General features: G+C 67.4%; 18 protein-coding genes and 1 tRNA gene. 14 read left to right on the plus strand and 5 right to left on the minus strand.

Annotated elements, in window-relative coordinates:
- Nucleotides 1-58: 58 nt before the first annotated feature.
- Nucleotides 59-721, minus strand: coding sequence for a c-type cytochrome (locus AC07Z7_RS07575; protein WP_094291379.1), 663 nt, complete (start codon nucleotides 719-721; stop codon nucleotides 59-61).
- Nucleotides 722-827: 106 nt separating this feature from the next.
- Here AC07Z7_RS07575 and AC07Z7_RS07580 point away from each other — a divergent pair, with 106 nt between their 5' ends.
- The 13 genes from AC07Z7_RS07580 (at nucleotide 828) to AC07Z7_RS07640 (ending at nucleotide 20,964) form a co-directional block, all read left to right on the plus strand.
- Nucleotides 828-1,682, plus strand: coding sequence for an AAA family ATPase (locus tag AC07Z7_RS07580; RefSeq protein WP_063458900.1), 855 nt, complete (start codon nucleotides 828-830; stop codon nucleotides 1,680-1,682).
- A 20-nt stretch (nucleotides 1,683-1,702) separates the two neighbouring features.
- Nucleotides 1,703-1,939, plus strand: coding sequence for a hypothetical protein (locus tag AC07Z7_RS07585; protein WP_094291380.1), 237 nt, complete (start codon nucleotides 1,703-1,705; stop codon nucleotides 1,937-1,939).
- A 22-nt stretch (nucleotides 1,940-1,961) separates the two neighbouring features.
- Nucleotides 1,962-2,552: a GNAT family N-acetyltransferase gene (locus tag AC07Z7_RS07590; RefSeq protein ID WP_494765874.1), complete on the plus strand. Its 591-nt coding sequence runs from the start codon at nucleotides 1,962-1,964 to the stop codon at nucleotides 2,550-2,552.
- 21 nt (nucleotides 2,553-2,573) lie between these two features.
- Nucleotides 2,574-3,761, plus strand: coding sequence for a vWA domain-containing protein (locus AC07Z7_RS07595; RefSeq protein WP_094291382.1), 1,188 nt, complete (start codon nucleotides 2,574-2,576; stop codon nucleotides 3,759-3,761).
- A 134-nt stretch (nucleotides 3,762-3,895) separates the two neighbouring features.
- Nucleotides 3,896-5,836 (plus strand): autotransporter assembly complex protein TamA, encoded by a 1,941-nt coding sequence (locus AC07Z7_RS07600; RefSeq protein WP_494765875.1) that lies wholly within the window; start codon nucleotides 3,896-3,898, stop codon nucleotides 5,834-5,836.
- 5 nt (nucleotides 5,837-5,841) lie between these two features.
- Nucleotides 5,842-10,161, plus strand: a complete 4,320-nt coding sequence (locus AC07Z7_RS07605; RefSeq protein WP_494765876.1) for a translocation/assembly module TamB domain-containing protein — start codon at nucleotides 5,842-5,844, stop codon at nucleotides 10,159-10,161.
- Between the two features lie 54 nt (nucleotides 10,162-10,215).
- A tRNA-Arg gene (locus tag AC07Z7_RS07610) sits at nucleotides 10,216-10,290 on the plus strand.
- Between the two features lie 192 nt (nucleotides 10,291-10,482).
- Entirely contained in the window at nucleotides 10,483-10,959 is a 477-nt protein-coding gene (locus tag AC07Z7_RS07615; RefSeq protein ID WP_494765877.1) for a YjfI family protein, read from the plus strand.
- Between the two features lie 68 nt (nucleotides 10,960-11,027).
- On the plus strand, nucleotides 11,028-11,771 hold the full coding sequence (locus AC07Z7_RS07620; RefSeq protein ID WP_252659096.1) for a PspA/IM30 family protein: 744 nt from the start codon (nucleotides 11,028-11,030) through the stop codon (nucleotides 11,769-11,771).
- A complete protein-coding gene (locus AC07Z7_RS07625) occupies nucleotides 11,768-12,208 on the plus strand; it encodes a hypothetical protein (RefSeq protein WP_494765878.1) in 441 nt (146 codons plus the stop codon). Before AC07Z7_RS07620 ends, AC07Z7_RS07625 begins: the two co-directional genes overlap by 4 nt.
- Before the next feature lie 68 nt (nucleotides 12,209-12,276).
- Nucleotides 12,277-12,921, plus strand: a complete 645-nt coding sequence (locus AC07Z7_RS07630) for an OB-fold-containig protein (protein ID WP_252659094.1) — start codon at nucleotides 12,277-12,279, stop codon at nucleotides 12,919-12,921.
- 103 nt (nucleotides 12,922-13,024) lie between these two features.
- Entirely contained in the window at nucleotides 13,025-15,151 is a 2,127-nt protein-coding gene (locus AC07Z7_RS07635) for a flotillin family protein (RefSeq protein ID WP_233559216.1), read from the plus strand.
- A 221-nt stretch (nucleotides 15,152-15,372) separates the two neighbouring features.
- Nucleotides 15,373-20,964, plus strand: a complete 5,592-nt coding sequence (locus AC07Z7_RS07640; RefSeq protein ID WP_494765879.1) for a DNA repair ATPase — start codon at nucleotides 15,373-15,375, stop codon at nucleotides 20,962-20,964.
- Between the two features lie 40 nt (nucleotides 20,965-21,004).
- On the opposite strand, the gene AC07Z7_RS07645 is transcribed toward AC07Z7_RS07640, so the two are convergent.
- The gene (locus AC07Z7_RS07645; protein WP_094291398.1) at nucleotides 21,005-21,907 is read right to left on the minus strand and encodes an EamA family transporter; all 903 of its coding nucleotides are present in this window, start codon (nucleotides 21,905-21,907) and stop codon (nucleotides 21,005-21,007) included.
- Between the two features lie 100 nt (nucleotides 21,908-22,007).
- Here AC07Z7_RS07645 and AC07Z7_RS07650 point away from each other — a divergent pair, with 100 nt between their 5' ends.
- Nucleotides 22,008-22,496 carry an Lrp/AsnC family transcriptional regulator gene (locus AC07Z7_RS07650; RefSeq protein ID WP_494765880.1) on the plus strand — a complete coding sequence of 163 codons (489 nt, stop codon included), beginning with the start codon at nucleotides 22,008-22,010 and terminating at the stop codon, nucleotides 22,494-22,496.
- Here AC07Z7_RS07650 and AC07Z7_RS07655 read toward each other — a convergent pair whose 3' ends face one another.
- The 3 genes from AC07Z7_RS07655 to AC07Z7_RS07665 form a co-directional block, all read right to left on the minus strand.
- Nucleotides 22,497-23,495 carry a 2-dehydropantoate 2-reductase gene (locus AC07Z7_RS07655; protein WP_494765881.1) on the minus strand — a complete coding sequence of 333 codons (999 nt, stop codon included), beginning with the start codon at nucleotides 23,493-23,495 and terminating at the stop codon, nucleotides 22,497-22,499. It lies immediately after the preceding gene.
- A 195-nt stretch (nucleotides 23,496-23,690) separates the two neighbouring features.
- Entirely contained in the window at nucleotides 23,691-25,040 is a 1,350-nt protein-coding gene (locus tag AC07Z7_RS07660; RefSeq protein ID WP_494765882.1) for an ATP-binding protein, read from the minus strand.
- Nucleotides 25,040-25,699 (minus strand): response regulator transcription factor, encoded by a 660-nt coding sequence (locus tag AC07Z7_RS07665; RefSeq protein ID WP_494765883.1) that lies wholly within the window; start codon nucleotides 25,697-25,699, stop codon nucleotides 25,040-25,042. The genes AC07Z7_RS07660 and AC07Z7_RS07665 overlap by 1 nt, the downstream gene beginning before the upstream one ends.
- Between the last annotated feature and the right edge of the window lie 5 nt (nucleotides 25,700-25,704).

The raw sequence follows: 25,704 nt of genomic DNA on the forward strand, positions 1-25,704 counted from the left end.
GCCCCATGAAAAAAGCCCGCCAAGGCGGGCTTTGGGGTGCGTGGACCAATTGGCCGTATCAGCGGAAACGCGACTGGGGCACCACGTGCAGGTCGCCATCGACGCTGCTGATGTAGTTGGCCAGGGCCTTCAGCTCGGCATTGGTGAACTGCTTGGCCACGCCACCCATGATGGCGTTGTTGCGGCCCACATTGGCGTTCTTCTCGACCTTGTAGGACTTGAGGGCTACAAAGAGGTAGTCGGCGTGCTGGCCCGCGATCTTGGGGTAGGAAGGATCGATGGGCTTGGCGAAGTTGTCGCCGTGGCAGGAGACACAAGCGCCTTTCTTGAGCAACTCGGCCACTTGCACGCTGGGCTCGCGGCCGGGCTTGGCGGGCAGCTCGGCACCGGTCTTGCCGTGTTGTTCGTAGTAGGCCGACACATCGGCGATGTCCTTCTCGGACAGGGATTCGGCGATGCCGCGCATGGTGGGGTGCTTGCGCTCGCCCTTCTGATAGGCCACCAGGGCGGCGGTGATGAACTTGGCGCTTTGGCCCGAGATCATGGGCACCTTGTGGATCTCGGGAAAGCTGGCCTGGTAGCCAACGATGCCGTGGCAGCCAATGCACATGGCAATCTTTTGCTTGCCAGCTTCCACGTCGCCTTTGGCTTCCTGGGCATGGGAGACGGCGGTCACGGAAGCGACAGCCAGGGCAAATAGCGTGGTCAGCGTTTTGTTCATTTTGCGCGCACAATCTCGTGGAAGTTCAGCTCTGGGCTCTGATCAGCCGTTGATTATAGCCAGCGCCCTGTCAAGCCCATTCATCAACGATCCGGTGTTTTCCCCCATGAAATTCCAAGGCTCCCAGAACTACGTCGCCACCCAAGACCTGATGCTCGCCGTGAATGCTGCCATCACGCTGCAACGGCCGCTGCTGATCAAGGGCGAGCCCGGCACGGGCAAGACGATGCTGGCCGAGGAAGTGGCCCAGGCGCTCGATATGCCGCTGTTGCAGTGGCACATCAAGTCCACCACCAAGGCCCAGCAGGGCCTGTATGAATACGACGCCGTGAGCCGCCTGCGCGACAGCCAGCTCAACGATGGCGACAGCGCCGAGCGCGTGAAGAACATCCGCAACTACATCGTGCAAGGCGTGCTGTGGCAGGCCTTCACGGCCGACCGTCCCGTGGCGCTGCTGATCGACGAAATCGACAAGGCCGACATCGAGTTCCCGAACGACCTGCTGCGCGAGATCGACCGCATGGAGTTCTACTGCTACGAGACGCGCGAACTCATCAAGGCCAAGCACCGCCCGCTGGTGTTCATCACCTCCAACAACGAAAAGGAGCTGCCCGACGCCTTCCTGCGCCGCTGCTTCTTCCACTTCATCAAGTTCCCCGAAGCCGACACCATGCGGCAGATCATCAACGTGCACTTCCCCACGCTCAAGAGCGAGCTGCTCAGCGTGGCGATGAAAACGTTCTATGACGTGCGCAATCTGCCCGGTCTGAAAAAGAAGCCTTCGACCAGCGAACTGATCGACTGGCTCAAGCTGCTGGTGGCCGAAGACATCCCGCTCACGGCACTGCAAAGTGCTGACAACAAGGTGGCCGTGCCCCCGCTGGTGGGCGCGCTGCTCAAGAACGAACAGGACGTGAGCCTGTTTGAAAAGCTGGTGTTCATGAACCAGCGAAATCGTTGATTCTTCGGACTGGCCGCACCATGAGCGCCCCCAACACTCCGTCTCTCGCAGACGGCATCTCTGACGCCGTCGGTTTTGTCGGCGGCGCACTGGCTGGCTTCTGGCTGGGCCAGTGGCTTGGCATGGACATCTTTGCCCCAGGCTATGGCACCCCGGCCCTGCTGGGCATTGCCCTGGTCGGGTTGGGCGGTGGCCTGGGCCTGCATGCCGCCAAACGCTGGCAGGCCAGCCGCCGCAGCAAGCCCGCCAAGGACTGAGGCAGCGTCCGGAGCAACAGCCATGGCTTTTGTAGAACCCATCACCCTGCGCGACCGGGGTGTGCGCCTGGAGCCCCTGGCCCTTTCGCACGAGGAAGGCCTGCGACTGGCCGCCGCCGACGGCGAGCTATGGAAGCTGCGCGTGACCTCGGTGCCCGAGCCCCAGGACACCCGCGCCTACATCGAAACCGCCCTGGCCACACGTGACCGCTTTGCATTCGCCGTGGTCGATGAGGCCACCAACGCCGTGCTGGGCAGCACCAGCTACCACGACATCCTGCCCGCCGCGCGCCGGGTGGAGATTGGCTACACCTGGTACCGCCAGAGCGTGCAGCGCAGCCATGTCAACACTACCTGCAAGCTATTGATGATGGGCCACGCCTTCGACACCCTGGGCTGCAATGTGGTGGGCTGGCGCACCGACAACTACAACTTCGCATCCCAAAAGGCCATCGAGCGCCTGGGCGCCAAAAAGGACGGTGTGATCCGTGGCCACGCGCTGCGCCGCGACGGCACCATCCGTGACACGGTGATGTACAGCATGCGCGCGGGCGAGTGGCCTGAGGCGCGCACCCAATTGCTATACCTTTTGGAGCGCAACACGCCCGCCTGACGAGCGCAAGGAGCCAAAAACATGCTGATCGACTTCTTCTACACCCTGCGCTCGGCCAAGCTGCCCGTGTCGGTCAAGGAATACCTCACCCTGCTCGAAGCCCTGCAGGCCGGTGTGGTGGGCCCCAAGTCGGACGACGCGTGGAGCCTGGACGATTTCTACAACCTCTCGCGCCTCACGCTGGTCAAGGACGAGAAACACTACGACAAGTTCGACCGGGCCTTCGGCGCCTACTTCAAGGGCGTGGAGATGGTGGCCGATTTCACCAAGGAAATCCCGGCCGATTGGCTGCGCAAGATCCTGGAAAACGAGCTCACGCCCGAGCAAAAGGCCGCCATCGAGAAGATGGGCTGGGACGAGCTCATGGAGACGCTGAAGAAGCGCCTCGAAGAACAAAAGGAGCGCCACGAGGGCGGCAGCAAATGGATCGGCACGGGCGGCACCAGCCCGTTTGGCCACGGCGGCTACAACCCGCAAGGCGTGCGCATTGGCGGCGCGGGCAAGAACAAGAGCGCGGTGAAGGTGTGGGAACAGCGCGCCTACAAGGACTACGACGACCAGCAGGAGCTGGGCACGCGCAACATCAAGGTGGCGCTGCGCCGCCTGCGCAAGTTTGCGCGCGAGGGGCATGAGCTGGAGCTGGACCTGCCTGACACCATCCGCAGCACGGCCGCCAACGCGGGCTACCTGGACATCAAGATGGTGCCCGAGCGCCACAACAACGTGAAGGTGCTGCTGCTGATGGACGTGGGCGGCACCATGGACGAACACATCCAGCGCGTGGAAGAACTCTTCAGCGCGGTGAAGTCGGAGTTCAAGCACCTGGAGTTCTACTACTTCCACAACTGCGTGTACGACTTCATGTGGAAGAACAACCGCCGCCGCTTCGCCGAGAAGTTCCCCACCTGGGACATCATCCGCAAGTACAACCGCGACTACAAGCTGATCTTTGTGGGCGACGCGACCATGAGCCCGTACGAGATCCTGCAGCCCGGCGGCAGTGTGGAATACAACAACGAGGAAGCGGGCGCCGAGTGGATCCAGCGCCTGACCCACGCGTTTCCCAAACACGCATGGATCAACCCCGAGCCCCAGGGCGTGTGGCAGTACCGCCAGAGCATCAGCATCATCCAGCAGCTGCTGGGCAATCGCATGTACCCGCTGTCACTCAAGGGGCTGGAAGAAACCATGCGGCTGCTGTCAAAGTAAGCACAGCGGTTGACGGCACAAAGAGCCCATTGCGCGCCGCTGTCTGACACGGGCGGGACGCTTTTCAGTGCATAGTGGCGGCGGGCTGGTTTTAAACAGCGAGCCCCCACCGTCCAACCCCATCCTTTGTAGCCGTGCCCTTTCGCGTCCTGCGCTCCTGCGCCAATCCCCCAACGCCGGCCCCATGGTCGGCGTTGCTGCTTATCGGCGCGCTGTGCCTGAGCGGGTGCAGCCTGCTGCCACGCAGTGAGAAAAGCGACGACCACCAGGAGGCCTCCACCGCAGCCATTGCCGAATCCGCCACACCCGCGTTCGACCTGCAGGTGCGCGCACCGGCCACTGTGCAAGACACCCTGGAACGCCACCTGGAGCTGCAGCGCTTTCGCCACCTGCCCGACCTGCATGCCAACGAGCTGCAGCGCCTGCTGGGCGCCGCCGACGCCAATGCCCGCGAGCTGCTGGGCACGATGGGCTACTTTGCCCCCACCATCACCGTGGAGCTGACCGAAACCCCCGACAGCCCCAACGCCCCCCGCGCCGTGGTCGTCACCGTGGAACCCGGGCCGCAGACCCAGGTGGCCCGCGCAGAAGTGCTCTTCAGCCCCGGCCGCACGGCAGCCGCCGAAGCCACAGGCAATCAGCCCCCGGACGCCAGCACCCGCCAGCAGCAGCGCGTGCAGCGCAATTGGTCACTGACACCCGGCCAGCCCTTCACCCAGTCTGCCTGGGACGCGGCCAAGAACGATGGCCTGCGCCAGCTGCAGGCGCGCCGCCACCCCACCGCCCGCATTGACAAAAGCCGGGCCGAGATCGACGCCGACAAACACGAAGCCCATCTCAGCGTGACCTACGAACCCGGCCCCGCCTACCGCTTCGGGCCGCTGCGCGTGGAGGGCAGCCAGCGCTACGACCCCGATGGCGCACGGCGCCTGGCCCGCCTGCCCACTGGGGCCGTGTACGACGAGGCCGAAATGCTGGACGCCCAGCTGCGGCTGGCCAGCAGCGGTTACTACGACGCCGTGTTCCTCACGCTCGACACCGAGGGCACCGACCCGCAGGCTGCGCCCGTGGCGGCCCAGGTGCGCGAGGCCAAGGTGCAAAAGCTGGTGTTCGGGCCAGGGTTCTCGACGGACAGCGGCGCGCGCCTGTCGCTGGAACATATCCACAACCAGATGCCCGGCCTGGGCTGGCGCGCCGTGAGCAAGCTGGCAGTGGACCGCGAGACCCAGCAGGCCAGCAGCGAATGGACCGACCTGCCGGACGACCGGGGCTGGCGCTGGTTTGCGGGCGGCGAGCTGCAGCGCGAATCCACCGGCGACTACGACGTGAACAGCAGCCGCCTGCGCGCAGGCCGCAGCAAAAGCACCCGGCACATCGACCGCAACTACTTTGTGCAATACGACTACGCCAACAGCCAGGGGCTGGCCGCCAACGTGCAGTCGCCGTCTGACACCAGCACGGCCCTCAGCGTGAACTACGGCTGGACGGGCCGCTACTTCAACAGCCTCACCGCCCCCACGCGCGGCCATGGAATCGCCGTGGAGCTGGGCCTGGGCACCACGCTGCGGCCTGAGCGCGACCCGTTTGTGCGTACCCTGGTGCGCTGGCAATCCTTCGTGCCCGCCGGGCGGGTGACCGACGATGCAGGCACAGGCCGCAACGCCCGGCTGGCCCTGCGGGCCGAGGCCGGGGTCGTGCTCGCCCGCGATGGCGCGCAGATCCCTGTGACGCAGCTGTTCATCACCGGCGGAGACACCACGGTGCGCGGCTACGGCTACCGCAGCATTGGAGCGCGCACCGACAACGGCCAGCTCTATGGTGGCCGCTACCTGGCCGTGGGCAGCGTGGAATGGCAACGCCCCATCGTCTACAAGGGCCAGATGACCGACTGGGAGAGCACGCTGTTCGTCGATGCCGGCGCCGTGGCCGACAAAGTGGGCGACCTGAGCCCCCGCGTGGGCGTGGGGGCTGGCGTGCGTTGGCGCAGCCCCGTGGGGCCCCTGCAGGCCGACCTGGCCTATGGCGTCAAAACCCAGGAACTGCGGCTGCACCTGCGGCTGGGGTTCAGCTTCTGATGGCGATGAGCAGCACCCCGCCCCATCCCGCACGGCGCGCCCGTGCGTCCGACTTCAGCGCCGGGTCTTCATCGGCCCAGCGCCCCCGCCCACCGCGCCCACCCGGTGCCTACCGCGCGCTGCGGGCCCTGGGCTGGCTGCTGGTAGCGCTGGTGGCCCTGCTGCTCACGGCCAGCGCGCTCCTGTGGTGGTGGGCGGGCAGCGGCACGTCGCTGGCCACCTCGCTGGCCCGCGCCGCGCAGTACCTGCCCGCCGAGCAGCAGCTGGAAAGCCGCGAAGTCACCGGCTCGCTGCGCAGCGGTGGGCGCATCGGCTGGCTGCGCTGGAGCAGCCCCAGCCTGTCCGTCGAAGTGACCGACCTGCGCCTGGGCTGGCAACTGGCGCCCTTGTTGCAGCGCAGGCTGGAGCTGGGCGACGTGCAGGCCACACGGGTGCAGATCACGCCACTGGGCGGCCCGCAAAGTGCCGAGCCCCCCACGCCCCCCACCGAGCTAGTGCTGCCCTTGCACATCGGCGTGGCGTTTCGCGTGGACCAGTTGCAGTGGGCAGGCGCCCCAGCGGTGGAAGCCCGGGGCCTGGCGGGCGACTACCACTTTGATGGGCGCGAGCACCGCCTGAATATCGGCGGCGTGGAGCTGGCCCAGGGCCAGTACAACGCGCGGCTGACGCTGCAGGCCCAGGCGCCCCTGGCGCTGAACGCCACCGTGGACGGCACGGTGCGCACCACCGTGCCTGGTGGCACTTCCGCCATCCAGCTGGGCGCACACGCCACGCTGCAGGGCACGCTGGCCACGGCGGCGGCGCAGCTGCAACTGCAGGCGCGCATCCAACCCACTCCCTCGCAAGAGACCCAGGCCACACCGCCACCGCCCGCCACCGCCGCCCCCATGCAGGCCGAGGTGCAGGCCACGCTGGCCCCATGGGCCTCACAGCCCCTGCAATCGGCCCAGGCCACGCTGCGCGCCGTCAACCTCGCAGCCCTCTGGCCCCAGGCCCCGGCCACGCAGCTGCATGGCACCGTGCAGGCGGGCCCCACCCCAGGCGCGGCCACCGGCAGCACCGGCTGGGCCCTGCAGGCGCAACTGCGCAACGCACTGGCAGGCCCGTGGGACCACACCCGCCTGCCCATCACCACGCTGCAGGCCGACGCGATGTACGACGGCACCCGCTGGACGGTGCCCGGCGCCACGGTGAATGCGGGCACCGGCGCAGTCACCCTGCACGGCAGCTACACCCCCGCCACCGGCGCGCTGGAGGGCCAGGCCGAACTGCGCAACCTGCGCCCCGACGCCCTGCACACCGCCTGGGCGGCCGCCCCGCTGGCAGGCCGCGTGGCAGCGCAGATGCAGGGCGAGGTGGTGCGTTTTACGGCAGACATCCGGGCCACCGGCTCTGGCGTTGTGGCATCGGGCAAATCAACCACCCAGCGCGCCCCGCTGCTGCGCATCAACACGCTCGCCGCCCAGGGCAGCTGGCACCCGCCTTCGCCCGCCAAGCCCAGTGGCAGCTTGCAGCTGGAGCGCCTGCTGCTGGACGCGTTGCAAGCCCGCGTCGAAGCCACCCAGCTGCGTGTGGCCCCCGGCGATCTGTCGGGCCAGGGCCAGGTCACGTTGGCCGTGCCGGGCGCCATAGCACGCGCACAAGGCAGCATCGCCCCACAGACCGGTGCGGGCGACCTGCACATGCAATGGACCGATGTGGGCCAGACCCAGCGCTGGCTGGCCAGCCTGCCGCTGGTGGGCACTCCACTGCAACAGGCCCTACAAGGCGCCACCGCCCAGGGCGCCGCACAACTGACCGCCCGTTGGAAAGGCGGCTGGCAAACGCTGGCCCGGCAGCTGGAATCCGCCAGCGGCACCAGCACGGGCAACAAACCACCAGCGGACAAGGCCCCCTTCGAGCTGCAGGCCGCGCTCTCCACCCCGCAGCTGGACCTGTCCCTGCCTCCGGGCCAGGGCACAGGCGGCGCCACCGCCGTGCAGCTGCGCGCTGTCAAGGCCGACCTCTCTGGCACCCTGGCGCAGGCCACGCTGGTGCTGGACGGCGAAGCGCGCCTGAACGCATCCCAGCCCCGGCAGATGCAGCGGCTGGTCCTGCACACCCGCGCCACCGGTGGGCTGGGCACCCCCGCGCAAGGCGCACCAAGCGCTCAGGTGCAGATCAGCGCACTGCGGCTGGTGGCGCAAGATGCCGCCCGCCCCGGCCCCTGGACGCTGCAACTGGCCGAGCCCCTGTCCCTCACCACGCGCGCCCCTTCTAGCCCCAGTGCGTCGTCGCCAGCGGCGGGCTACACCGTGCAGGCCTCGGCAGGCCAGGCCCGCCTGACCGGCCCCCTGCCCGGCACCGCCACGCTGCGGTGGCAACCCCTGCGCATGGCCACCGGTGCCAACCCGCTGCAACTGCAAACCCAAGGCACGCTGCAGGGTCTGCCCATGGCCTGGGTCGATGCCCTGGGCCTCGGCGACAACCCCTCTGCCGCAGGCCGCCCGACACAGCCGCTGCTGGCCCGCATGGGCCTGGCCACCAGCATCGTGCTGGACGGGCAATGGAATGTGGACACCACCCAGGGCCCGCTGCGCGCCAGTGCCAGCCTGCGCCGCGCCAGTGGCGACCTGCGCATCCTGGCGGGTGATGCCACCGCCATCACCGCCGTGCAAAGCAGCGGACAGGGCACGGGCGCTGGCGCCACCACCGTGATCGCCACGGAGGCTTCGGCCCGCCCTGCAGGATCAGCCAATGCACCAGGCACCGCCGCCGGTGTGCGCCAGGCCGAGGTCACCATGGAGATCGACGGCGAAGCCCTGCGCGCCCAACTGGCCTGGGCCAGCGAGCGGGCTGGCGAGGTGCAGGCCAGCGTCAGCACCCGCCTCACGCCCAGTGCTCCACCAGGGTCCGCCCCTGCCTGGGCGCCCGATGCGCCCCTGGCTGGCACGCTGCGCGCGCGCCTGCCCGACGTGGGGGTGTGGTCGGCCCTGGCGCCACCCGGCTGGCGCGTGCGCGGCACGCTGGATGCCAGCGCCACCCTGTCGGGCACGCGCAATGCGCCGCGTTGGGCCGGCACGCTGGGCGCCGACGACATGGCCGTGCGCTCGGTGGTCGATGGCGTGGACCTCCAAGCTGGCCGCCTGCGCGCCACGCTGCAAGGCAACCAGTTGCAGATCACCGAGTTCCGCCTGCAGGGCGGGCGCGGCAGCGGCGCGCGCATTGCAGGCTTCAGCGGCAACCGCACCGCTGCGCCACAAGACGGCGGCACGCTCACCGCCACCGGCAGCGTGGGCTGGGGCGACAGCGCTGCGGCAACCACCGGCCTGTCGGGCATCACCATGGCCCTGCAGGCCGAGGCCAAGGCCCTGCAGGTGCTGGTGCGCGCCGACCGGCAGGTCAGCGTGTCGGGCCAGCTGCAGGCGCAGTTGCAGCAGGGCCAGATCAGCCTGCGCGGCAAGCTCACCACCGACCGCGCCACCATCATCCTGCCCGACGAAACCGCGCCCACCCTGGGCGCCGACGTGGTCGTGCGCTCGGCCGCCAAAGACCGCGAAGACCAGGCCCGGGCCCAGGCCGCCGCCAAAGCCAGCCAGGTGGCGGCGCAGGCCGAAACCGCCAAACCACCCGACATTGCCATCACGCTCAACCTAGGGCGCGACTTTGCGCTCAGCGGCCATGGCATCACCACCCGGCTGACGGGTGAGGTGGACATCCGCAGCAGCGCCATGCCCGGCGCCCCGCCGCGCGTGACCGGCGAAGTGCGCACCGACGAAGGCCGCTACCGCGCCTGGGGCCAGATGCTGGACGTGGAGACGGGCCTGATCCGCTTCAACGGCCCCTACAACAACCCCTCCCTCGACATCCTGGCGCTGCGCCCCAACATCAGCGTGCGCGCGGGCGTGCAGGTCACGGGCAGCGCTCAGGCGCCCCGCGTCAAGCTCTATTCCGACCCCGACCTGCCCGACGCCGAAAAACTCTCGTGGGTGGTGCTGGGCCGCAACGCCACCGCAGGCGGTGCCGAAGCCGCCGTGCTGCAACAGGCGGCCCTGGCCCTGCTCGGCCGCAAGGGCGGCAACACCGGCTCCGCCAACATCGCCAGCCGCGTGGGCCTGGACGAAATCGGTTTTCGCGGCGCCACCCCGGGCGACGACGCCAGCACTGCGGCCCTGACCTTCGGCAAACGCCTGTCCAAGGATTTGTATGTGACGTACGAGCGCAGCCTGTCTGGCACGCTGGGCACGCTCTACATCTTCTACGACCTCTCCCGCCGCCTCACGCTGCGCGGGCAGACAGGCGAGAAAAGCGCGGTGGACATCATCTATACGGTGAAGTACGACTGAGGGCCGGGCGGGCAAAGGGAACCGCGCACGCCACTACAATGCGCGGCTGTCTTGCTCCTCGTAGTTCAATGGATAGAACGAGTGCCTCCTAAGCGCTAGATACAGGTTCGATTCCTGTCGAGGGGACCAAAGTCTTGATAAAAAACGGCCCTACCGCGCGACCATAAAGCGCTTATAGCTATTAAATTGATAGCAAACCACGCGCACATATCCTGCGGTACGTGCTGATGGCCATCCCTGGCGCCCCGTTTCGCCGCACTTGCATTTGGTCACAAATGATGATGTTGACATGATATGTCTGCATCCCTATTCTCCTGATCCATGCAGGCACACGGACCTTCCTCCGGCCGCCTGCCCCACCCGCAGGATGAAGGAGACGCCGTGGCCACTTTGCTGGAACAACTCAACAACCTGGACGTTCTGACCTCGGCGCTCATGGGCGGTGTGGCTGTGCAGTTGCAGCCCATTGCGGGTGATGTGCCCGTGGTGCAGGTGAGCATCGAAGGGCGCGACGAGCTGCCCATCTTCGTGACCTGCTCGGACATGCAGATGATCTGCCTGTGCTACCTGTGGACCGACGCCGATGTGCGGCCCGAGCGGCGTGCCGAGCTGATGGAAGCGCTGCTCGATTTGAACCCCTCCGTGCCCTTGTCGGCCTTCGGCCGCGTGGATGGCCGCTTCGTACTGGTGGGCGCCCTGAGCCGCGCGGCCCGCGCCGAAGACGTGGCGCACGAAGTGGCGGTGCTCAGCGACAACGCGTTGGATGCGCTCGATGCGCTGGCGGAATTCCTGCGCTGAGCAGCCCGCTCATTCCGCCGCCCCACCTTTCTTCCCCAAAGCTCTTTCGACATTGACAGGAGAACACCATGTCGGTCATCAAGAAACTCGTCACCCTGCTGCGCGGCAGCGCCCGTGAACTGGGCCAGAGCGTGGTCGATGGCAACGCCACGCGCATCTATGAGCAAGAAATCATCGACGCCAAAAACAGCATCACCGAGGCCAAGACCGAGCTGACCGGCGTGATGGCCAAGCAGATGCAGACGGCGCGCGACATCGAGCGCATCAAGGCCGACCTGCTGCGCCATGAAGACCTGGCTGTGCAGGCGCTGAACAAGGCCGAGGAAGGCCTGGCGCTGGAAGTGGCCGAACGGGTGGCGGGGCTGGAAACCGAGCTGAACGCGCAGACCCAGGCCCATGCCAGCTACGCCATGCAGGTGTCGCGCCTCAAGGACTTGATCCGCGCGGCCGAGACCCGTGTGCGCGAGCACGAGCGCGAGATCGGCATCGCCAAGACCACCGAGAGCGTATACCGTGCCACGCAGAGCATCTCCGAGAGCATCGGCGCCACCGGCTCGCAGCTGACCAGCGCCCGCGACTCGCTGGAGCGCATCAAGAAGCGCCACGAAGACCTGGCCGACCGCATGGCCGCCGCCGAGCAGCTGGACCAGGAGTTTGGCCACCGCGCGCTGGAGCGCAAACTGGCCGACGCAGGCATTGGCGACAGCGACAAGGTGCGCGCTGCGCAGGTGATGGAGCGATTGAAGGCGCGACAGGCGGCAGCGGCCGCTGCCACCGGAACAACCACCACCACGCCCCCCGCCGCACCATGAGCCCCGCAGCACCGCGCAAGCCGGTGCGTTGGCAGGGCTCCGAGCCCGCCCTGCGCGCCGTGCAGGTCGCCTTTGATGTGGAAGAGGCGGTGATGGAAGCCATCCGGGTCGCGGCCTTCCACGCCAATGTGTCCACCTCCACCCAGATCCGCAGTGTGCTGAAACTGCCCGTGGCCGCGCGCCCCAAGCGCCCGCGCCTGACCGTGACGCTGGACACGGGTGACTACACGCTGCTCGCCGGGCGCTATGGCCTGGCACCCGACGACCGCCTGGGCATCAAAGAGGCCGCCACGCGCGAGCTGATCGCTTTTGTGGAGCAGGTGCCCGCCGCCCCCTCGCAGGCAGCGCGGCCCGGCAAGCCCGCCAAGGGGAGCGACATCAAAACCGCGGAACAGCCCCCCCAGCCACGCAAGGGCAAAGGAAAAAGCGAGCCCTGAACCGGGCGCGGCTTTCATCAAACAGTCCTCGACACAGACACAACATACGAGGAACAGGAGGGAATTTCATGTTTGCCAATCTCATCGCGGCGGCCACCAGTTTTCCGACCGCCATCTACACCGTGCTGCTGGGCGTGGTGCTGGTGTATTGGCTGCTGGCCATCGTGGGCATGGTGGATTTCGAATCCAGCGGCATTGACCTGGACATCGAAGCCCACGCAGACGCCAGCGCCGACGACCTGGGCGCCATCGCCAGCTACGTGGTGGCCTTCGGCCTGAGCGGCGTTCCGTTCTCCATCGTGGTGAGCCTGCTGGTGCTGGTGGGCTGGACGCTGTCGTGCCTTGCCGCCGTCACGCTGCAGGCGTGGATCCCTACCGACATCCTGCGCTGGGTGGCGGGTCTGGCCATCCTCGCCGTGTCTGCCGCGCTGTCGCTGGTGATCACGGCGCGCATCGTGCGGCCGCTGCGGGGCCTGTTTGTGCACCACACGGCGCAAAGCAATGCCTCGCTGGTGGGCCAGACCTGCAAGGTGCTGACCGGCGTGGTGGACGAGCGCCAAGGCCGGGCCGAAGTGGCCCAGCGCGGCGCCAGCATCAATGTCCGCGTGTGGTCACCCAGCCCCAACACACTCAAGCGCGGCGACACCGCCCTGATCACCGAATACGACGCGGGCGCCCACCGGTACCTGGTGATGCCCCTCCCACCCGAGTGACCGAGCCCATTCCTGGCACCTGGGCAGCGCAAGACGCCGGTTGCCCTGTTTTCCGTTTTTCACTGTTCTCTTCAGTTCCACCCTTTCAGCAGAAAGTGTTCTCATGCAGCAATCCTTCATGGTCATCCTGATTGCCGTTGGCGTTCTTGTCTTCCTGATCCTGGCGATGTTCGCCATGTTCGCGAAGTTCTACCGCAAGGTGGAGCAAGGCCACGCGCTCATCATCAACACCCTGCGCTCCGAACCCGAAGTCACCTTCACCGGCCGCATGGTCTACCCCATCATTCACAAAGCCGAGCTGATGGACATCTCGGTCAAGACCATCGAGATCGACCGCTCGGGGGACCAGGGGCTGATCTGCGCGGACAACATCCGCGCCGACATCAAGGTGAAGTTCTTCGTGCGCGTGAACAAGACGGCCGAAGACGTGCTGCGCGTGGCCCAGGGCATTGGCTGCGCACGCGCCTCCAACCATGAGATTCTGGAAGACCTGTTCTCGGCCAAGTTCTCCGAGGCGCTCAAGACGGTGGGCAAGTCGCTGGACTTTGTGGATCTGTACCAGGCGCGCGACCGCTTCCGCGACAAGATCATCGAGCAGATTGGCGATGACCTGTCGGGCTATGTGCTGGAAGACGCTGCCATCGACTACCTGGAACAAACCCCGCTGTCCAAGCTCGATGCCAACAACATCCTCGACGCGCAAGGTATCAAGAAGATCACCCAGCTCACGGCCGTAGAACACGTGGTGACCAACGAGCTGCGCCGCAACGAGGAAATGCAGATCAAGAAGAAAAATGTGGAGACACAGGAAGCCCTGCTGGAGCTGGAACGCCAGCAGGCCGACGCCACCGCGCGCCAGGCCCGAGAAGTGGCCACCGTGAAGGCCCGCGAAGAAGCCGAAACCTCCAAGATCCAGGCCGAGGAGCGCACCCGCTCCGAAATGGCGCGCCTGCAGTCTGAGCAGCAACTGGCCGTGCAGCAGGAAAACGTGCTGCGCGAAAAGGAAGTGGCCGAGAACAACCGCAAACGCGCCGTGGTGATCGAACAAGAACGCGTAACCCGTGCGCAAGAGCTGGAAGTGGTGGCGCGCGAGAAGGAAGTGACGCTGCAGCGCATTGAAAAAGACAAGGCCGTGGAAGTGCAAAAGAAGGCCATCGCCGACGTGGTGCGCGAGCGCATCGTGGTCGAACGCACGGTGGCCGAGCAGGAAGAAGCCATCAAGGAAGTGCGGGAAGTGGCAGAGGCCGACCGCACGCGCAAGTCCATCGTGATTGGCGCCGAGGCCGCTGCAGAAGAAAAAGTCATCATGGAAGTGAAGACCGCCGAGGCGCAGGAACGCAAGGCCCGCCACAAGGCCGCCGAAGACCTGGTGCTGGCCGATGCCCGCCTGAAGGTTGCCGAACGCGATGCCGAAGCCAAAAAGCGCGATGCCGAAGGCATTGAAGCCCTGACCGCAGCGCCCGGCTTGGCCGAAGCCAAGGTGCAGATGGCCAGCGCCAGCGCCAAGCTGGCCACCATGGAGGCCGAAGCCAGCGGCAAGGAAAAAGTGGGCCGTGCCGAGGCCCAGGTAATCGAGGCCCAGGCCCAGGCCGAAGCCGTGGGCCTGCGCGCCCGCATGGAGGCCGAAGCTGCCGGCAAGGAAAAAGTTGGCCAGGCCGAAGCCCTGGTGCGCACCGTGGACGCCGAAGCCCTGGCCAAGATGGGCGATGCCGAGGCGCACAACATCGACGTGAAGTTCAACGCCGAAGCACGCGGCCTGAAGGAAAAGTTCGAGGCCATGAAGGCCATGAGTCCCGAGACTCGCGAGCACGAGGAATATCGCATGCGCCTGGAGCGCGCACACACCGAAACCCTCAAGGGCATCGAGGCGCAAACCGCCATCGCCAAGGAACAGGCCGAGGTGCTGGGCGTAGCGCTGCAAAACGCCAAGATCGACATCGTGGGCGGCCAGGGTGACTATTTCGACAGCTTTGTGCGCGCCCTGTCGGTGGGCAAGGGCATCGACGCCACGGTGGGCAAGAGCCAGACGCTACAGGTCGCCTTCAAGGACCAGTTAAGCGGCGAGCGGGATGTCGTGGACGACCTCAAACAGATCCTCGGCGCTGCGGGCGGATCAGCCAGCGAGCTGCAGAACCTGAGCGTTTCGGCCCTGCTGACCCGCATTGCCACTCAGGGCACCGATGGCCAAAAGCAGGCGCTGCAGCAGCTGGTGCAGAGCTTGCGCAAATAAAAACCATAGCTGCTTGCGCTTTTTTTGTAAGGAATTCAGGTTGTTATCGAGCCGAAACCGAACAAGAAAAAGCGCCAGCCGCTCCTGATTTTGAAGCACCCTCACCGCCCCAGATTGCACAGACCTTGCGAAAAGGCTGCTGCATGGTTTCTGTGGGTGAGCGAGGGTAGCGCCTTCTGCCGCCTGAGGCGCCCAGTCCGTCAAGTTAACTGAAACGGCTCATGACCGATCACGCCCCCCCTACAGACCCCAGGAACGCCATCGACACCAGCGTGGCCGAAAGTAGCAGCTACGAGCTGCTGAAAAAGCGCCTGGAAGCCCAGGGCGACCAGCTGCTGTCCAAGGCCCAGGCGCTCAATGCGGCACGCATTGAACAGTTCGGCCAGCGTGACCAGCAGCTGCTGATGCGGCTGCGTGCGCGCACCGAGCACAATTGCGTGGCGCGCGACCTGGCCTACATCGGCGGCAACCGGCTGCTGTTTGGCTACAACGTGTTCATGGGGCTGAAGCGCGAGACGCGGGTTGAGGATGTGTTTGCGCTGTACGAGATGGCGCACCACGATGCCAACGGCGCGCCCGAGAGCGATGAGCTGGTGCAGGTGCCCATCGCAGGCAGTTTTCTGGACGACCCACGCTTTGTGGCCGACTTCAACGAGCTGTACACCTACTACAAGCAGGCCACGCTGCAGCTCTTGCGGCCCACGCCCGAGTTTCTGCTGGCCGCGTTCCAGATCGGACAGCAGGCGCAGGACATCCGCGTGTTCCGCTGGCGGCGCGAGAGCGATGGTTTGCTCAAATACGTGGACAACCGGGGCGAGCGCGACCTGACGCCCCCGCCCAGCCACGACTTCAGCTGGATTCCACTCACACGCGAACACCATGTAGGCGGTGCCCACCCGCACATCAACGTGTTGGACACGGTGTTTGTCGAAACCGTGGGCGGCACGCTCACCGTCAAGGTCGAGAACAACACCGAAACCGGTCTGGGCATCTACGAAGAACCGGTAGACGATGCCAACCAAGCGCTGGGCGATGCCGAGTTTGCGTATGCCAAGCTGGGCCTGTTGATCCTGCTGCAGGTGCGCCCCTACCGCGAAGGCACCACGCGCTACCTGGTGTTCAACCAGCGCACGCAGCAGGTGGTGCGCATCGACGCGATTGGCGCGTCGTGCATGCAGCTGCCGGAGGACCACGGCATCATCTTCCCCGGCGGGTACTACCTGCAGTCGGGCGAGACCAAGCGCTTTGACCTGCCGCCCGAGCTGACCGAGCAGCTGCGCTTCACGCGCATGAAGCGCTCGCCCAACGGTGAAGACGTGGCTTACATCTTCTACGGCACCGTGCCCCCGCCGCAGGGCAGCCCGGCTACGCTGGATGCGGGCTGCTATGCCATCTTCACCTACAACCTCATCGAAAAATCGCTCGCACCGCCCATCCTGGCGGACGGATACAGCACCTTCCCCGACGGCCGCATGCTGGTGTTCCAGGCTGCGCGCGGGGAGGCCACGCGCGTGCACCCCATGCAGCTGTGGCGCACGCCGTTTGCGACCGAAGAACACGCCAGCCGCCAACCTGCAGGCACGGGCTTTTTCGGGCGCGTGGGCAATGCCGACCTGGTGCGCGGCATCTCGGACCTGCTGGGCATTGCCCGCATGGTGCGCGAGCAGGTGCCCACACGCACTGCGTACGAAGACCTGATCCGCCAGTGCCAGCGCTCGCGCGATGCCTACTTCTGGCTGGACGCTGGCGAGGTACAAAACGCTGCGGCCGACCTCGCTGGCATCGAGCAGGCCGCGCAGGCCACGCTGGGCGAGTTTGAAAAGGTCGAAAGCATCCGGCAGGACACGGCCCGCGCTCTGCAAAAGGCCGAAGGCCAGCAGCGCGAGCTGATGACCGCCATCGCCAGCCAGCTATGGCGCAGCCCCAGCGACTTTGTGCAGGCGCTGAACCGCCTGCGCCAGCGCCAGGGCGAGCTGCACCTGCTGCGCGAGCTGCGCTATGCCGACCTGGCCACCATCGATGCGATGGCCGCGCAACTGACGGCTGAACAGCAGCGTGTGGGCGAACGCGCCCTGCAGTTCCTGTCCGACGAAAAAGCCTTTGACGGCCAGCGCCAGGCCCTGGCCAAGGTGGCCGCCGCCCTGCCCCAGGCCGCCACGGCGGGGCAGCTGGCCGAGCACCTGGCCACGCTGGACACCGAGGCCGCGAGTCTCGATTTGCTCAGCGAGCAGCTGGGCAGCCTGCCCGGCGGCGACGCGGTGCAGCGCACCACCATCCTCGACCGCATTGCGCTGCTGTATGCCGACATCAACCGCCTGCGCGCTGATGCCCGCGCGCGCCGCCGCAACCTGGGTGCGGCCGAGCAACGCGCCGAGTTTGGCGCGCAATTCAAGCTGTTTGGCCAAGCCGTGGAGAACGCGCTAGAACTGTCGGACACGCCCGAAAAGTGCGACGAAGCGCTGACACGCCTGCTCGCGCAGCTGGAAGACATCGAAGGCCGCTTTGCCGAGCAGGAAGAGTTTCTGGCCGACATCGCCACCCAGCGCGAAAGCGTGTACGAGGCCCTGTCGGCCCGCCGCCAGAGCCTGGTGGATGCACAACAGCGCCGCGCCAAGGCGCTGGCCGATGCGGCCACACGCGTGCTGGATGGCGTGCCGCGCCGCATCGCCGGTTTTGGCGAGCTGGCCCAGGTGCACAGCTACTTTGCATCCGACCCCATGCTGGCCAAGCTGCGCGAGCAGATAGCCGAGCTGCGCCGCCTGGGCGCGGCCGTGGCGGCGGACGACATCGACACGCGCCTCAAAACCGCCCGCGACCAGGCCGTGCGTGCGGTGCGCGACCAGCGTGACCTGTCTGCCGGCACAGAAGGCGGCCTGAAGCTGGGCAGCCACACCTTCACCATCAACAAACAGCCGCTGGACCTGACCCTGGTGGCCCACGGCGACGGCCTGGCCTGGCAGATCACCGGCACCGACTACCTGGCCCCCGCACACGATGCGCGGCTGCAGGCGTTGCGCCCCTTCTGGCAGCAGGCGCTGGTGTCTGAAACGCCGCAACTGGCGCGCGCCGAATACCTGGCTGCTGAATGGCTGGAGGCCCAGCAGCGCGGCGAGGCCGAGCCCGGCTGGAGCGAGTTGCTGGTGCAGCTGGCCGAGCACGCCAGCACCGATGGCACCGAGCCCACCGCCCCGCCCGCCGTGCTGCTGGATTCGCTGCGCCGCTTTGCCGCCAGCCGCTACCAGGAGGGCTACCAGCGCGGCATCCACGACGATGACGCCCTGGCCATCGTGCGGGTGCTGGCGCCCATCCAGGACGCGGCTGGCCTGCTGGTGTATGGCCCGGCCGAGCGCGCACTCGCCAAGCTCTACTGGCACCTGGGCTTGCGCGAGGAAAGCCGCCACTCCCTGGCGCGCCGCGCCCGCAGCGCGCAGCACATTGCCCAGCTGTTTTCAAAGACCCACCTGCGCGACACGCTGGAGGCCGAAGCTGCGCAAGGCCTGCGCCAGTTTGTGGAGCAGCACCCCGTGCTGACCGCGGAATGGCTGCCCGAACTGGCCCAGGCACTGAGTACCGGCAACGCGGAAGATGCAAGCGACGAGGCCCTGCTGCGCACCCTGGTGGAAGAGGCCGGTGCGTACCTGGTGCGTGAACTGGCGCAGACCGAGATCGGCACCGCTGAGCTGTCCCCCGTCACACCCCAGTGGGTCATCAGCAACACCGGCGCCGACCTGGTGCAAGCCCTGCAGCGCGCGCTGGACCATGGCGGTCTGGCCAGCGCCTGGCAGCGCGATCTGAATGCGGCCGAGCCGCTGGAACGCTGGCGCCTGGCGCGCGGCTGGCTGCGTGCATTTGCGGCCACACAAGCCACGGCCGATAGCACCACACCGGGCCTGGCCTGGATTGACGACGCGGCCACGGCGCTCACTTTTCAGGGCACACGCCGCCGCATCAACACCACGCTGGATGCGCAAGTGGCCGGGCTGCGCAGCGAACACGCGCGCATCCAGCACGGTGCACTGGCGTTCAATCTCAACGACTTCCGCCGCCGCGTGCGCCACCACCGCAGCCACTCGGTGCGTGGCTTCACGCAGCTGCAGGCCCTGCGGCACGAGCTGCTGATGCAAGAAAAAGCGCGCCTGCACCTGGCGCAGTTCCAGGCCAAGCCGCTGGCCACCTTTGTGCGCAACCGGCTCATCGACGAGGTGTACCTGCCGCTGGTGGGCAACAACCTGGCCAAGCAACTGGGCGCCGCAGGCGACAGCGCACGCACCGACCGCATGGGCATGCTGCTGCTGATCTCGCCGCCCGGCTACGGCAAGACCACGCTGATGGAATATGTGGCCAACCGCCTGGGTCTGGTGTTTGTGCGCATCAACTGCCCCGCCCTGGGCCACGGCGTGACCAGCATCGACCCCAGCACCGCGCCCAACAGCGCGGCGCGGCAAGAGCTGGAAAAGCTCAACCTGGGCCTGGCCATGGGCAGCAACGTGATGCTGTACCTGGACGACATCCAGCACACGCACCCCGAGTTCCTGCAGAAGTTCATCGCGCTGGCCGACGGCACCCGCCGCATCGAAGGCGTGTGGCAGGACCAGCCGCGCACCTGGGACATGCGCGGCAAGCGCTTTGCCATCGTGATGGCAGGCAACCCCTACACCGAATCGGGCGACGTGTTCCGCATCCCCGACATGCTGGCCAACCGCGCCGACATCTACAACCTGGGCGACGTCCTCTCGGGCCGCGAGGCGGTGTTTGCGCTGTCGTACATCGAAAACAGCCTGACCGCCCACCCCGTGACCCAGCCCCTGGCTGCGCGCGAGCCGCAGGACGTGCACCTGCTGGTGCGCATGGCACAGGGCGAGGCCATCGACACCAACAGCTTTGCCCACCCCTACAGCGCGGTGGAGCTGCAGGAACTCAAGGGCCTGCTGCAGCGCCTGTTCAAGGTGCGCGATGTGCTGCTGAAGGTGAACCTGGCCTACATCGCCTCGGCCGCGCAGGACGACCGCTACCGCGAGGCGCCGCCGTTTCGCCTGCAAGGCAGCTACCGCAACATGTCGCGCCTGGCGCCGCAGGTCACGCCGCTGATGCAGGACGATGAGCTGGACGCCCTGCTGCGCGACCACTACCGGGGCGAAGCGCAAACGCTGACCACCGGCGCGGAAGAGAACCTGCTGCAACTGGCGCAACTGATTGGCCGCCCCACCCCCGAAGAACAGGAACGCTGGGACCAGATCCGGGGCGACTACCAGCGCCAGCGCAAGATGGGTGGCGCCGAGGACGACCCGAGCGTGCGCGTGACGCGCGGGCTGCTGGACATTGCCCGCAGCGTGGAAGCCCTGCAGCCCCGCAAGGCCACCGAGCAGTTCACGCAGCACATCACCCAACATGTCGCCCAGCCCCTGGCCGCGATTGCGCAGCACCTGGCCCAACCCACGCCCGCGCAGCAGGCGCAGACCTCCGCCCTGGCCCGCATCGAGCCTGCGCTGGCCGCCGTGGCCGAACTGGCCCAGCACCTGCAACAAGGCACCACCCAGACCCAGGCCCAGATGCGCGCCAGCCTGGACGCCACGGCCCAGGCGCTGCAGGCCCTGCAGACCAGCACCCAAACCCTGCACGCCCACAGCGACCAGGCCCAGAGCCAACGCATGGTGGACGCGCTGCTGTCCCTGTCGGTCACCTACCGCCAGCTCATCATGCCGTTGGTCCGTGCCGTGGAAAGCCGCGTGGGTGCCGACGCCAAGATGCACCAGGAGGTGGAGCGGCTGGAGGGCATGATCGACAACCTGCGCGGCGCGCCGCCTGCCAAGTAGCCTGGAACAGCGCACAGGGCGCTGCGTCTGCAGCCAGTGCTCAGGCCGGTTGCGGCGCCGCCCCCGGCGCTGCGGGCGCACGCGCCGTGAGCGCGCTGCCCATCGAGGCGGCCATGATGCAGCCAATGGCCAGCCACTGCACCGCGCTCAGATGCTCGCCCAGCAGCACCATGGCGACCAGCGCGGCCACGGCGGGTTCCATGCTGATCATGATGCCGAAGGCCTCCTTGGGCAGGCGCTTCAGGGCCATCATCTCCAGCGAAATCGGCACTGCGCTGGACACCGCTGCCACCGCCACGCCAATCAGCAACAGGCTGGGCGAGAGCAGCGCCGCGCCCGCGTGCGCCACACCCACCGGCACCACCACCAGTGCCGCCACCAACAGGCCCAGCGACACCGAATGCCCCGCGTGCAAATGCCCCGCGCGTTTGCCAAACACGATGTACAGCGCCCAGAACACCGCCGCGCCCAATGCATAGGCCACGCCCACCGGGTCCAGCATGCTGCCGTTGAGTCCCAGCGGCAGCAGCAGCCCCAGCCCCGCGATGGCCAGCAGCACCCAGACAAAATCCACTGCGCGGCGCGACGACCAGATGGCCACGGCCAGCGGCCCCGCAAACTCGATGGCCACGGCCAGGCCAAAGGGCAACGTGCGCAGCGACATGTAGAACATCAGGTTCATGCCGCCCAGGGCCGCGCCGTACAGCACCACCGACTTCGCGTCGGCCCGGCTCAGGTGCCAGCGCCAGGGCCGCCACAGCAACAGCACCAGCAGCGCCGAGAACCCCACCCGCAGCGCCGTGGTGCCCTGCGCCCCCACGGCCGGAAACAGCCAGTGTTTGGCCCAGGATGTGCCGATGCCCAGCGCCGTCACAGAGCCAAGCACGGCAAGAAAGGGGAGAAATCGGTGGAACACCGCAGAGGTAGAGAAAGAAACTGGCATGCGCAAAAATATAGTTCGCTCACGCCGTGTTTTTGACTCTGATTTGAGGGGTCAAACGCAACTTTCACTCGCCCGTTCTCGCCCCCGCACGAGGTTTCGCATGACCGCACCCGCCGCACTCGACCGCTTCGACCTCGCCATCCTGGACATCCTGCAGACCGACAACACCACGCCCCAGCGTGTGATCGCCCAGGCCGTGAACCTCTCGGCCCCGGCCGTGCAGCGGCGCATCCAGCGGCTGCAGAACACCGGCGTGATCCGCGCCAACGTGGCCGTGCTCGACCCGGAAAAGGTCGGCAAGCCGCTGACCATCATCGTGGAGGTGCACCTGGAGAACGAACGCCCCGACCGCACCGCCCCGCTGCGCGCCCGCATCGCCGCCGAAGCGGCCGTGCAGCAGTGCTACAGCGTGACGGGCGAGGCGGACTACCTGCTGGTGGTGACGGTGGCATCGATGACCGACTACCAGGCGCTGACGCGGCGCCTGTTTGAAGGCGACGACAACGTGCGCTGGTTTCGGACCTCGGTGGCGCTGGAATGCATGAAGACGGGGCTGCGGGTGCCGCTGGACACCGGCCCCGGCATCTGACTACACCCCCAGCATCCGCCGCATCTCTGCCCCGCCAAGCCGCAGCCTCGGCCCACCCAGCAGCTCGCACATGCGCGCATTCAGCGGCGCCGCCATGCCCTGCTGCGCCGCCAGCCGCACCACCGCGCCGCACAGGGCATCAATCTCCGTCACCCGCCCGGCTTCCAGGTCGTCCCACATGGATGAGCGGGCGGTGGCGTCGATCTGCAGCATGCGTTTGGCCAGGCGGGTGAACAGCCAGTTGGGCAGGCGCAGCACAGAGGGCAGCATGGTGGGCGACACGGCCGTGACCTTTGCAGGCGTGATGCCTGCACGGGCCATCACGCCCAGGGCCTCGGACTGCAGGGCGGCGAACACGCTTCGGCAGTTGCGATCAAGCAGTTCTTGCCGCAGGGGCAGGTTAGACAGTGCGTTGACCGGGTTGTTGAGGTTGAGCAGCAGCTTGCCCCACTGAACGGCGCGGATGTCGGGCGGCAGCACGGTGGCCAGGCCTGCGGCGGCAAAGACCGGTGCGATGCGCTCGGTGGCCGCATCGCGCTGCAACTGCAGGTGGCCCGCTGTGGCGCGGTGCACATGCGCGCCGCGCAGCACCACGTTGTAGGGCACCATGCCTGCCAGTACGTTCAGGCCCGGCGCCAATGCCTGGATGCGGGCCACGTTGTCCACGCCGTTTTGCAATGAGATGACGGGGGTGCCGGGCGCACACGCGGCCGCCAGCTCGCGTGCGGCGGATTCGGTGGCGCCACTCTTGACGCACAGCAGGACGATGCTGTCCGCGCCCGGCGCCGCCTCGGCCAGGGTGGCCGCCAACCGCAGCGCCGGGGCGCCAGCGGGCACGGTGTGGTCAAAGCCATCCAGGTCGGTCACGCGCAGGCCTTGCGCGGTGATGGGCTGCAGCGCGTAGGCGCGGCCCACCAGGGTCACAGCCTGGCCATGCGCGGCCAGGCGGCCGCCCACATAACAACCGATGGCGCCTGCGCCGAGAACGATGAAGTGCATGGCAACGAAATCCTTGGAGAGTGGGCCCGATGCCCGCTGGCATTGTGCAGACCGGGCGGCACGCAGTCTGGCGCGCAGGCGACGCTGAGCCCATTCATGCCTTTTCACGCTGGAACTTATGGCTTTTTTGGCCTTCTTCGCCCGACCATCATGCGCTGATAGCTATAAAATATATAGCAATCTGGCCTCATACCATCAGCCAAACCGCAGTGCCACCCGCAGCCCGCCCAGGCGCGGGGAGCGGTCCAGCCCCACGGCCGCCCCGTGACGCTGCGCAATGGCTTGCACGATGGCCAGACCCAGACCACTGCCGGGGGCGCCGTCGGCGGTGTCACGCACAAAACGCTGCATCACGCGCTCGCGGTGCTCGGGGGCGATGCCGGGGCCGCTGTCTTCCACCGTGAGGAGGGCCCGGCCATGGTCGGTGCCCACCTGCACGTCCACCTGGCCGCCAGGCGGGGTGTATTTGATGGCGTTGTCGAGCAGGTTGCGCACCAGCATGCGCAGGGCCTCGGCACTACCCCGCACCATCACGGGCACGGTGGCGGCTTCGGAGTCGAGCAGGCCCACGTCCATGCTGCGCGCCTGGGCGGCGGGCGCCACATCGGCCAGGGCCAGCTGGGCGATGGCGCGCAGATCCACAGGCTCGGTTGCCGTGGATCCGGCTTCCTGCCGTGCCAGCGTGAGCAACTGCTCGACCAGGCGCGTGGCGCGGTCGATGCCGGCCGACAGGCGTTCGATGGCGGCGGCGCGCGCGGTATCGTCGCCCGCGCGCTGCAGGCCCTGCAGCTGCAGGCGCAGCGCGGCCAGGGGCGAGCGCAGTTCGTGCGCGGCATCGGCCACAAAATGTTCCTGCGCTTCGAAAGCCCGTTGCACGCGCTCGAACAGCAGGTTGAGTTCGCTCACCAGGGGCTGCACCTCGTCGGGCAGCTGGGCATCGCTCACGGGCGAGAGGTCGTCGGCCTGCCGCTGGGCGAGCTGGCGGCGCACGCGCTCCACCGGGGCCAGCGAGCGGCTCACGCCCCACCACACGGCCAACACCAAGAGCGGCGCCATGAAGGCCAGCGGTGCCAGCGTGCGCAGCGCCAGGCTGCGGGCCATGCCCTGACGCACGGCCATGTTCTGCGCCACCTGGATGACCTGCGAGCGCGTCTGCATCGAGAACACGCGGTAGGTGCCGCCGCGTGCCTGCACGTTGGTGAATCCCAGCACGGCAATCTGCGGCAGGGCCGCGCCCACGGCGGATTCAAAAATGCGCAGGCCCTCATTGGTCCACACCTGCACGATGAATTCGTGGTTCTCGTCCTCGGGGTCCAGCCCCGGGCCCAGGCCCTGCGCGTCCACCGGCAGGCCCGAGCGCAGGGCCAGCGCGGTCTGCTGCATGTGGTAGTCGAACAGCGCATCGGCTTCATCCAGCGCGCTGCGGTAGGCCAGTGCGCCCTGCACCGCCCCAGCCAGCACGATGGCGGCCAGAAGGAACACCAGCAGCCGCATGCGCAAGGAGCGCGGGAGCAGGCCCCGCAGGGCGTGGGAAAGCTTGTCCATCACGTTTTGGGTACGAGATAACCGACGCCGCGCACATTCAGCACCAGCTCGGGCCCCAGCTTCTTGCGCAGGCCGTGGACGTACACCTCCACCGCATTGCTGCTCACCTCGTCGCCCCAGCCGTAGAGCTTGTCTTCGAGCTGCTGGCGTGACAGCACCATGCCAGGGCGGGCGATGAGCGGCTCCAGCACGGCCCATTCGCGCCCCGACAGCACCACGGGCGTGCCACGCACCGTCACCTCGCGCGTGGCAGGGTTGATGCTCACGCCCCGGTGCTCGTACACGGGCTCGGCCCGCCCCGCAGCGCGGCGCAGCAGAGCGCGGATGCGGGCCAGCAACTCGTCCAGGTCATAGGGCTTGAGCACGTAGTCGTCGGCACCGGCATCGAGCCCCTCGATGCGCTGGGCCACGGCGTCGCGGGCCGTGGCCACCAGCACGGGGGTGCGGTCCTTGCGGGTGCGCAGGTCGCGCAGCACGGCCAGGCCGTCGCGTTTGGGCAGGCCCAGGTCGAGCAGCACGAGGTCGTAGGGCTGGGTGCGCAAGGCCGTGTCGGCGGCGTCGCCGTCGCGCGCCCAGTCCACCGCGTAGTGTTCGGCGCGCAGCAGGTCTTGCACGGCTTCGCCGATCATGGGGTCGTCTTCAACCAGCAACAGGCGCATGGCGG

It is taken from the genome of Acidovorax sp. GW101-11A03 (assembly GCF_059424825.1).

Coding starts and splice junctions, on each gene's coding strand:
- AC07Z7_RS07575 (WP_094291379.1), bottom strand. CDS start 721: ATGAACAAAACGCTGACCACGCTATTTGCCCTGGCTGTCGCTTCCGTG.
- AC07Z7_RS07580 (WP_063458900.1), top strand. CDS start 828: ATGAAATTCCAAGGCTCCCAGAACTACGTCGCCACCCAAGACCTGATG.
- AC07Z7_RS07585 (WP_094291380.1), top strand. CDS start 1,703: ATGAGCGCCCCCAACACTCCGTCTCTCGCAGACGGCATCTCTGACGCC.
- AC07Z7_RS07590 (WP_494765874.1), top strand. CDS start 1,962: ATGGCTTTTGTAGAACCCATCACCCTGCGCGACCGGGGTGTGCGCCTG.
- AC07Z7_RS07595 (WP_094291382.1), top strand. CDS start 2,574: ATGCTGATCGACTTCTTCTACACCCTGCGCTCGGCCAAGCTGCCCGTG.
- AC07Z7_RS07605 (WP_494765876.1), top strand. CDS start 5,842: ATGAGCAGCACCCCGCCCCATCCCGCACGGCGCGCCCGTGCGTCCGAC.
- AC07Z7_RS07615 (WP_494765877.1), top strand. CDS start 10,483: ATGCAGGCACACGGACCTTCCTCCGGCCGCCTGCCCCACCCGCAGGAT.
- AC07Z7_RS07620 (WP_252659096.1), top strand. CDS start 11,028: ATGTCGGTCATCAAGAAACTCGTCACCCTGCTGCGCGGCAGCGCCCGT.
- AC07Z7_RS07625 (WP_494765878.1), top strand. CDS start 11,768: ATGAGCCCCGCAGCACCGCGCAAGCCGGTGCGTTGGCAGGGCTCCGAG.
- AC07Z7_RS07630 (WP_252659094.1), top strand. CDS start 12,277: ATGTTTGCCAATCTCATCGCGGCGGCCACCAGTTTTCCGACCGCCATC.
- AC07Z7_RS07635 (WP_233559216.1), top strand. CDS start 13,025: ATGCAGCAATCCTTCATGGTCATCCTGATTGCCGTTGGCGTTCTTGTC.
- AC07Z7_RS07640 (WP_494765879.1), top strand. CDS start 15,373: ATGACCGATCACGCCCCCCCTACAGACCCCAGGAACGCCATCGACACC.
- AC07Z7_RS07645 (WP_094291398.1), bottom strand. CDS start 21,907: ATGCCAGTTTCTTTCTCTACCTCTGCGGTGTTCCACCGATTTCTCCCC.
- AC07Z7_RS07650 (WP_494765880.1), top strand. CDS start 22,008: ATGACCGCACCCGCCGCACTCGACCGCTTCGACCTCGCCATCCTGGAC.
- AC07Z7_RS07655 (WP_494765881.1), bottom strand. CDS start 23,495: ATGCACTTCATCGTTCTCGGCGCAGGCGCCATCGGTTGTTATGTGGGC.
- AC07Z7_RS07660 (WP_494765882.1), bottom strand. CDS start 25,040: ATGGACAAGCTTTCCCACGCCCTGCGGGGCCTGCTCCCGCGCTCCTTG.
- AC07Z7_RS07665 (WP_494765883.1), bottom strand. CDS start 25,699: ATGCGCCTGTTGCTGGTTGAAGACGACCCCATGATCGGCGAAGCCGTG.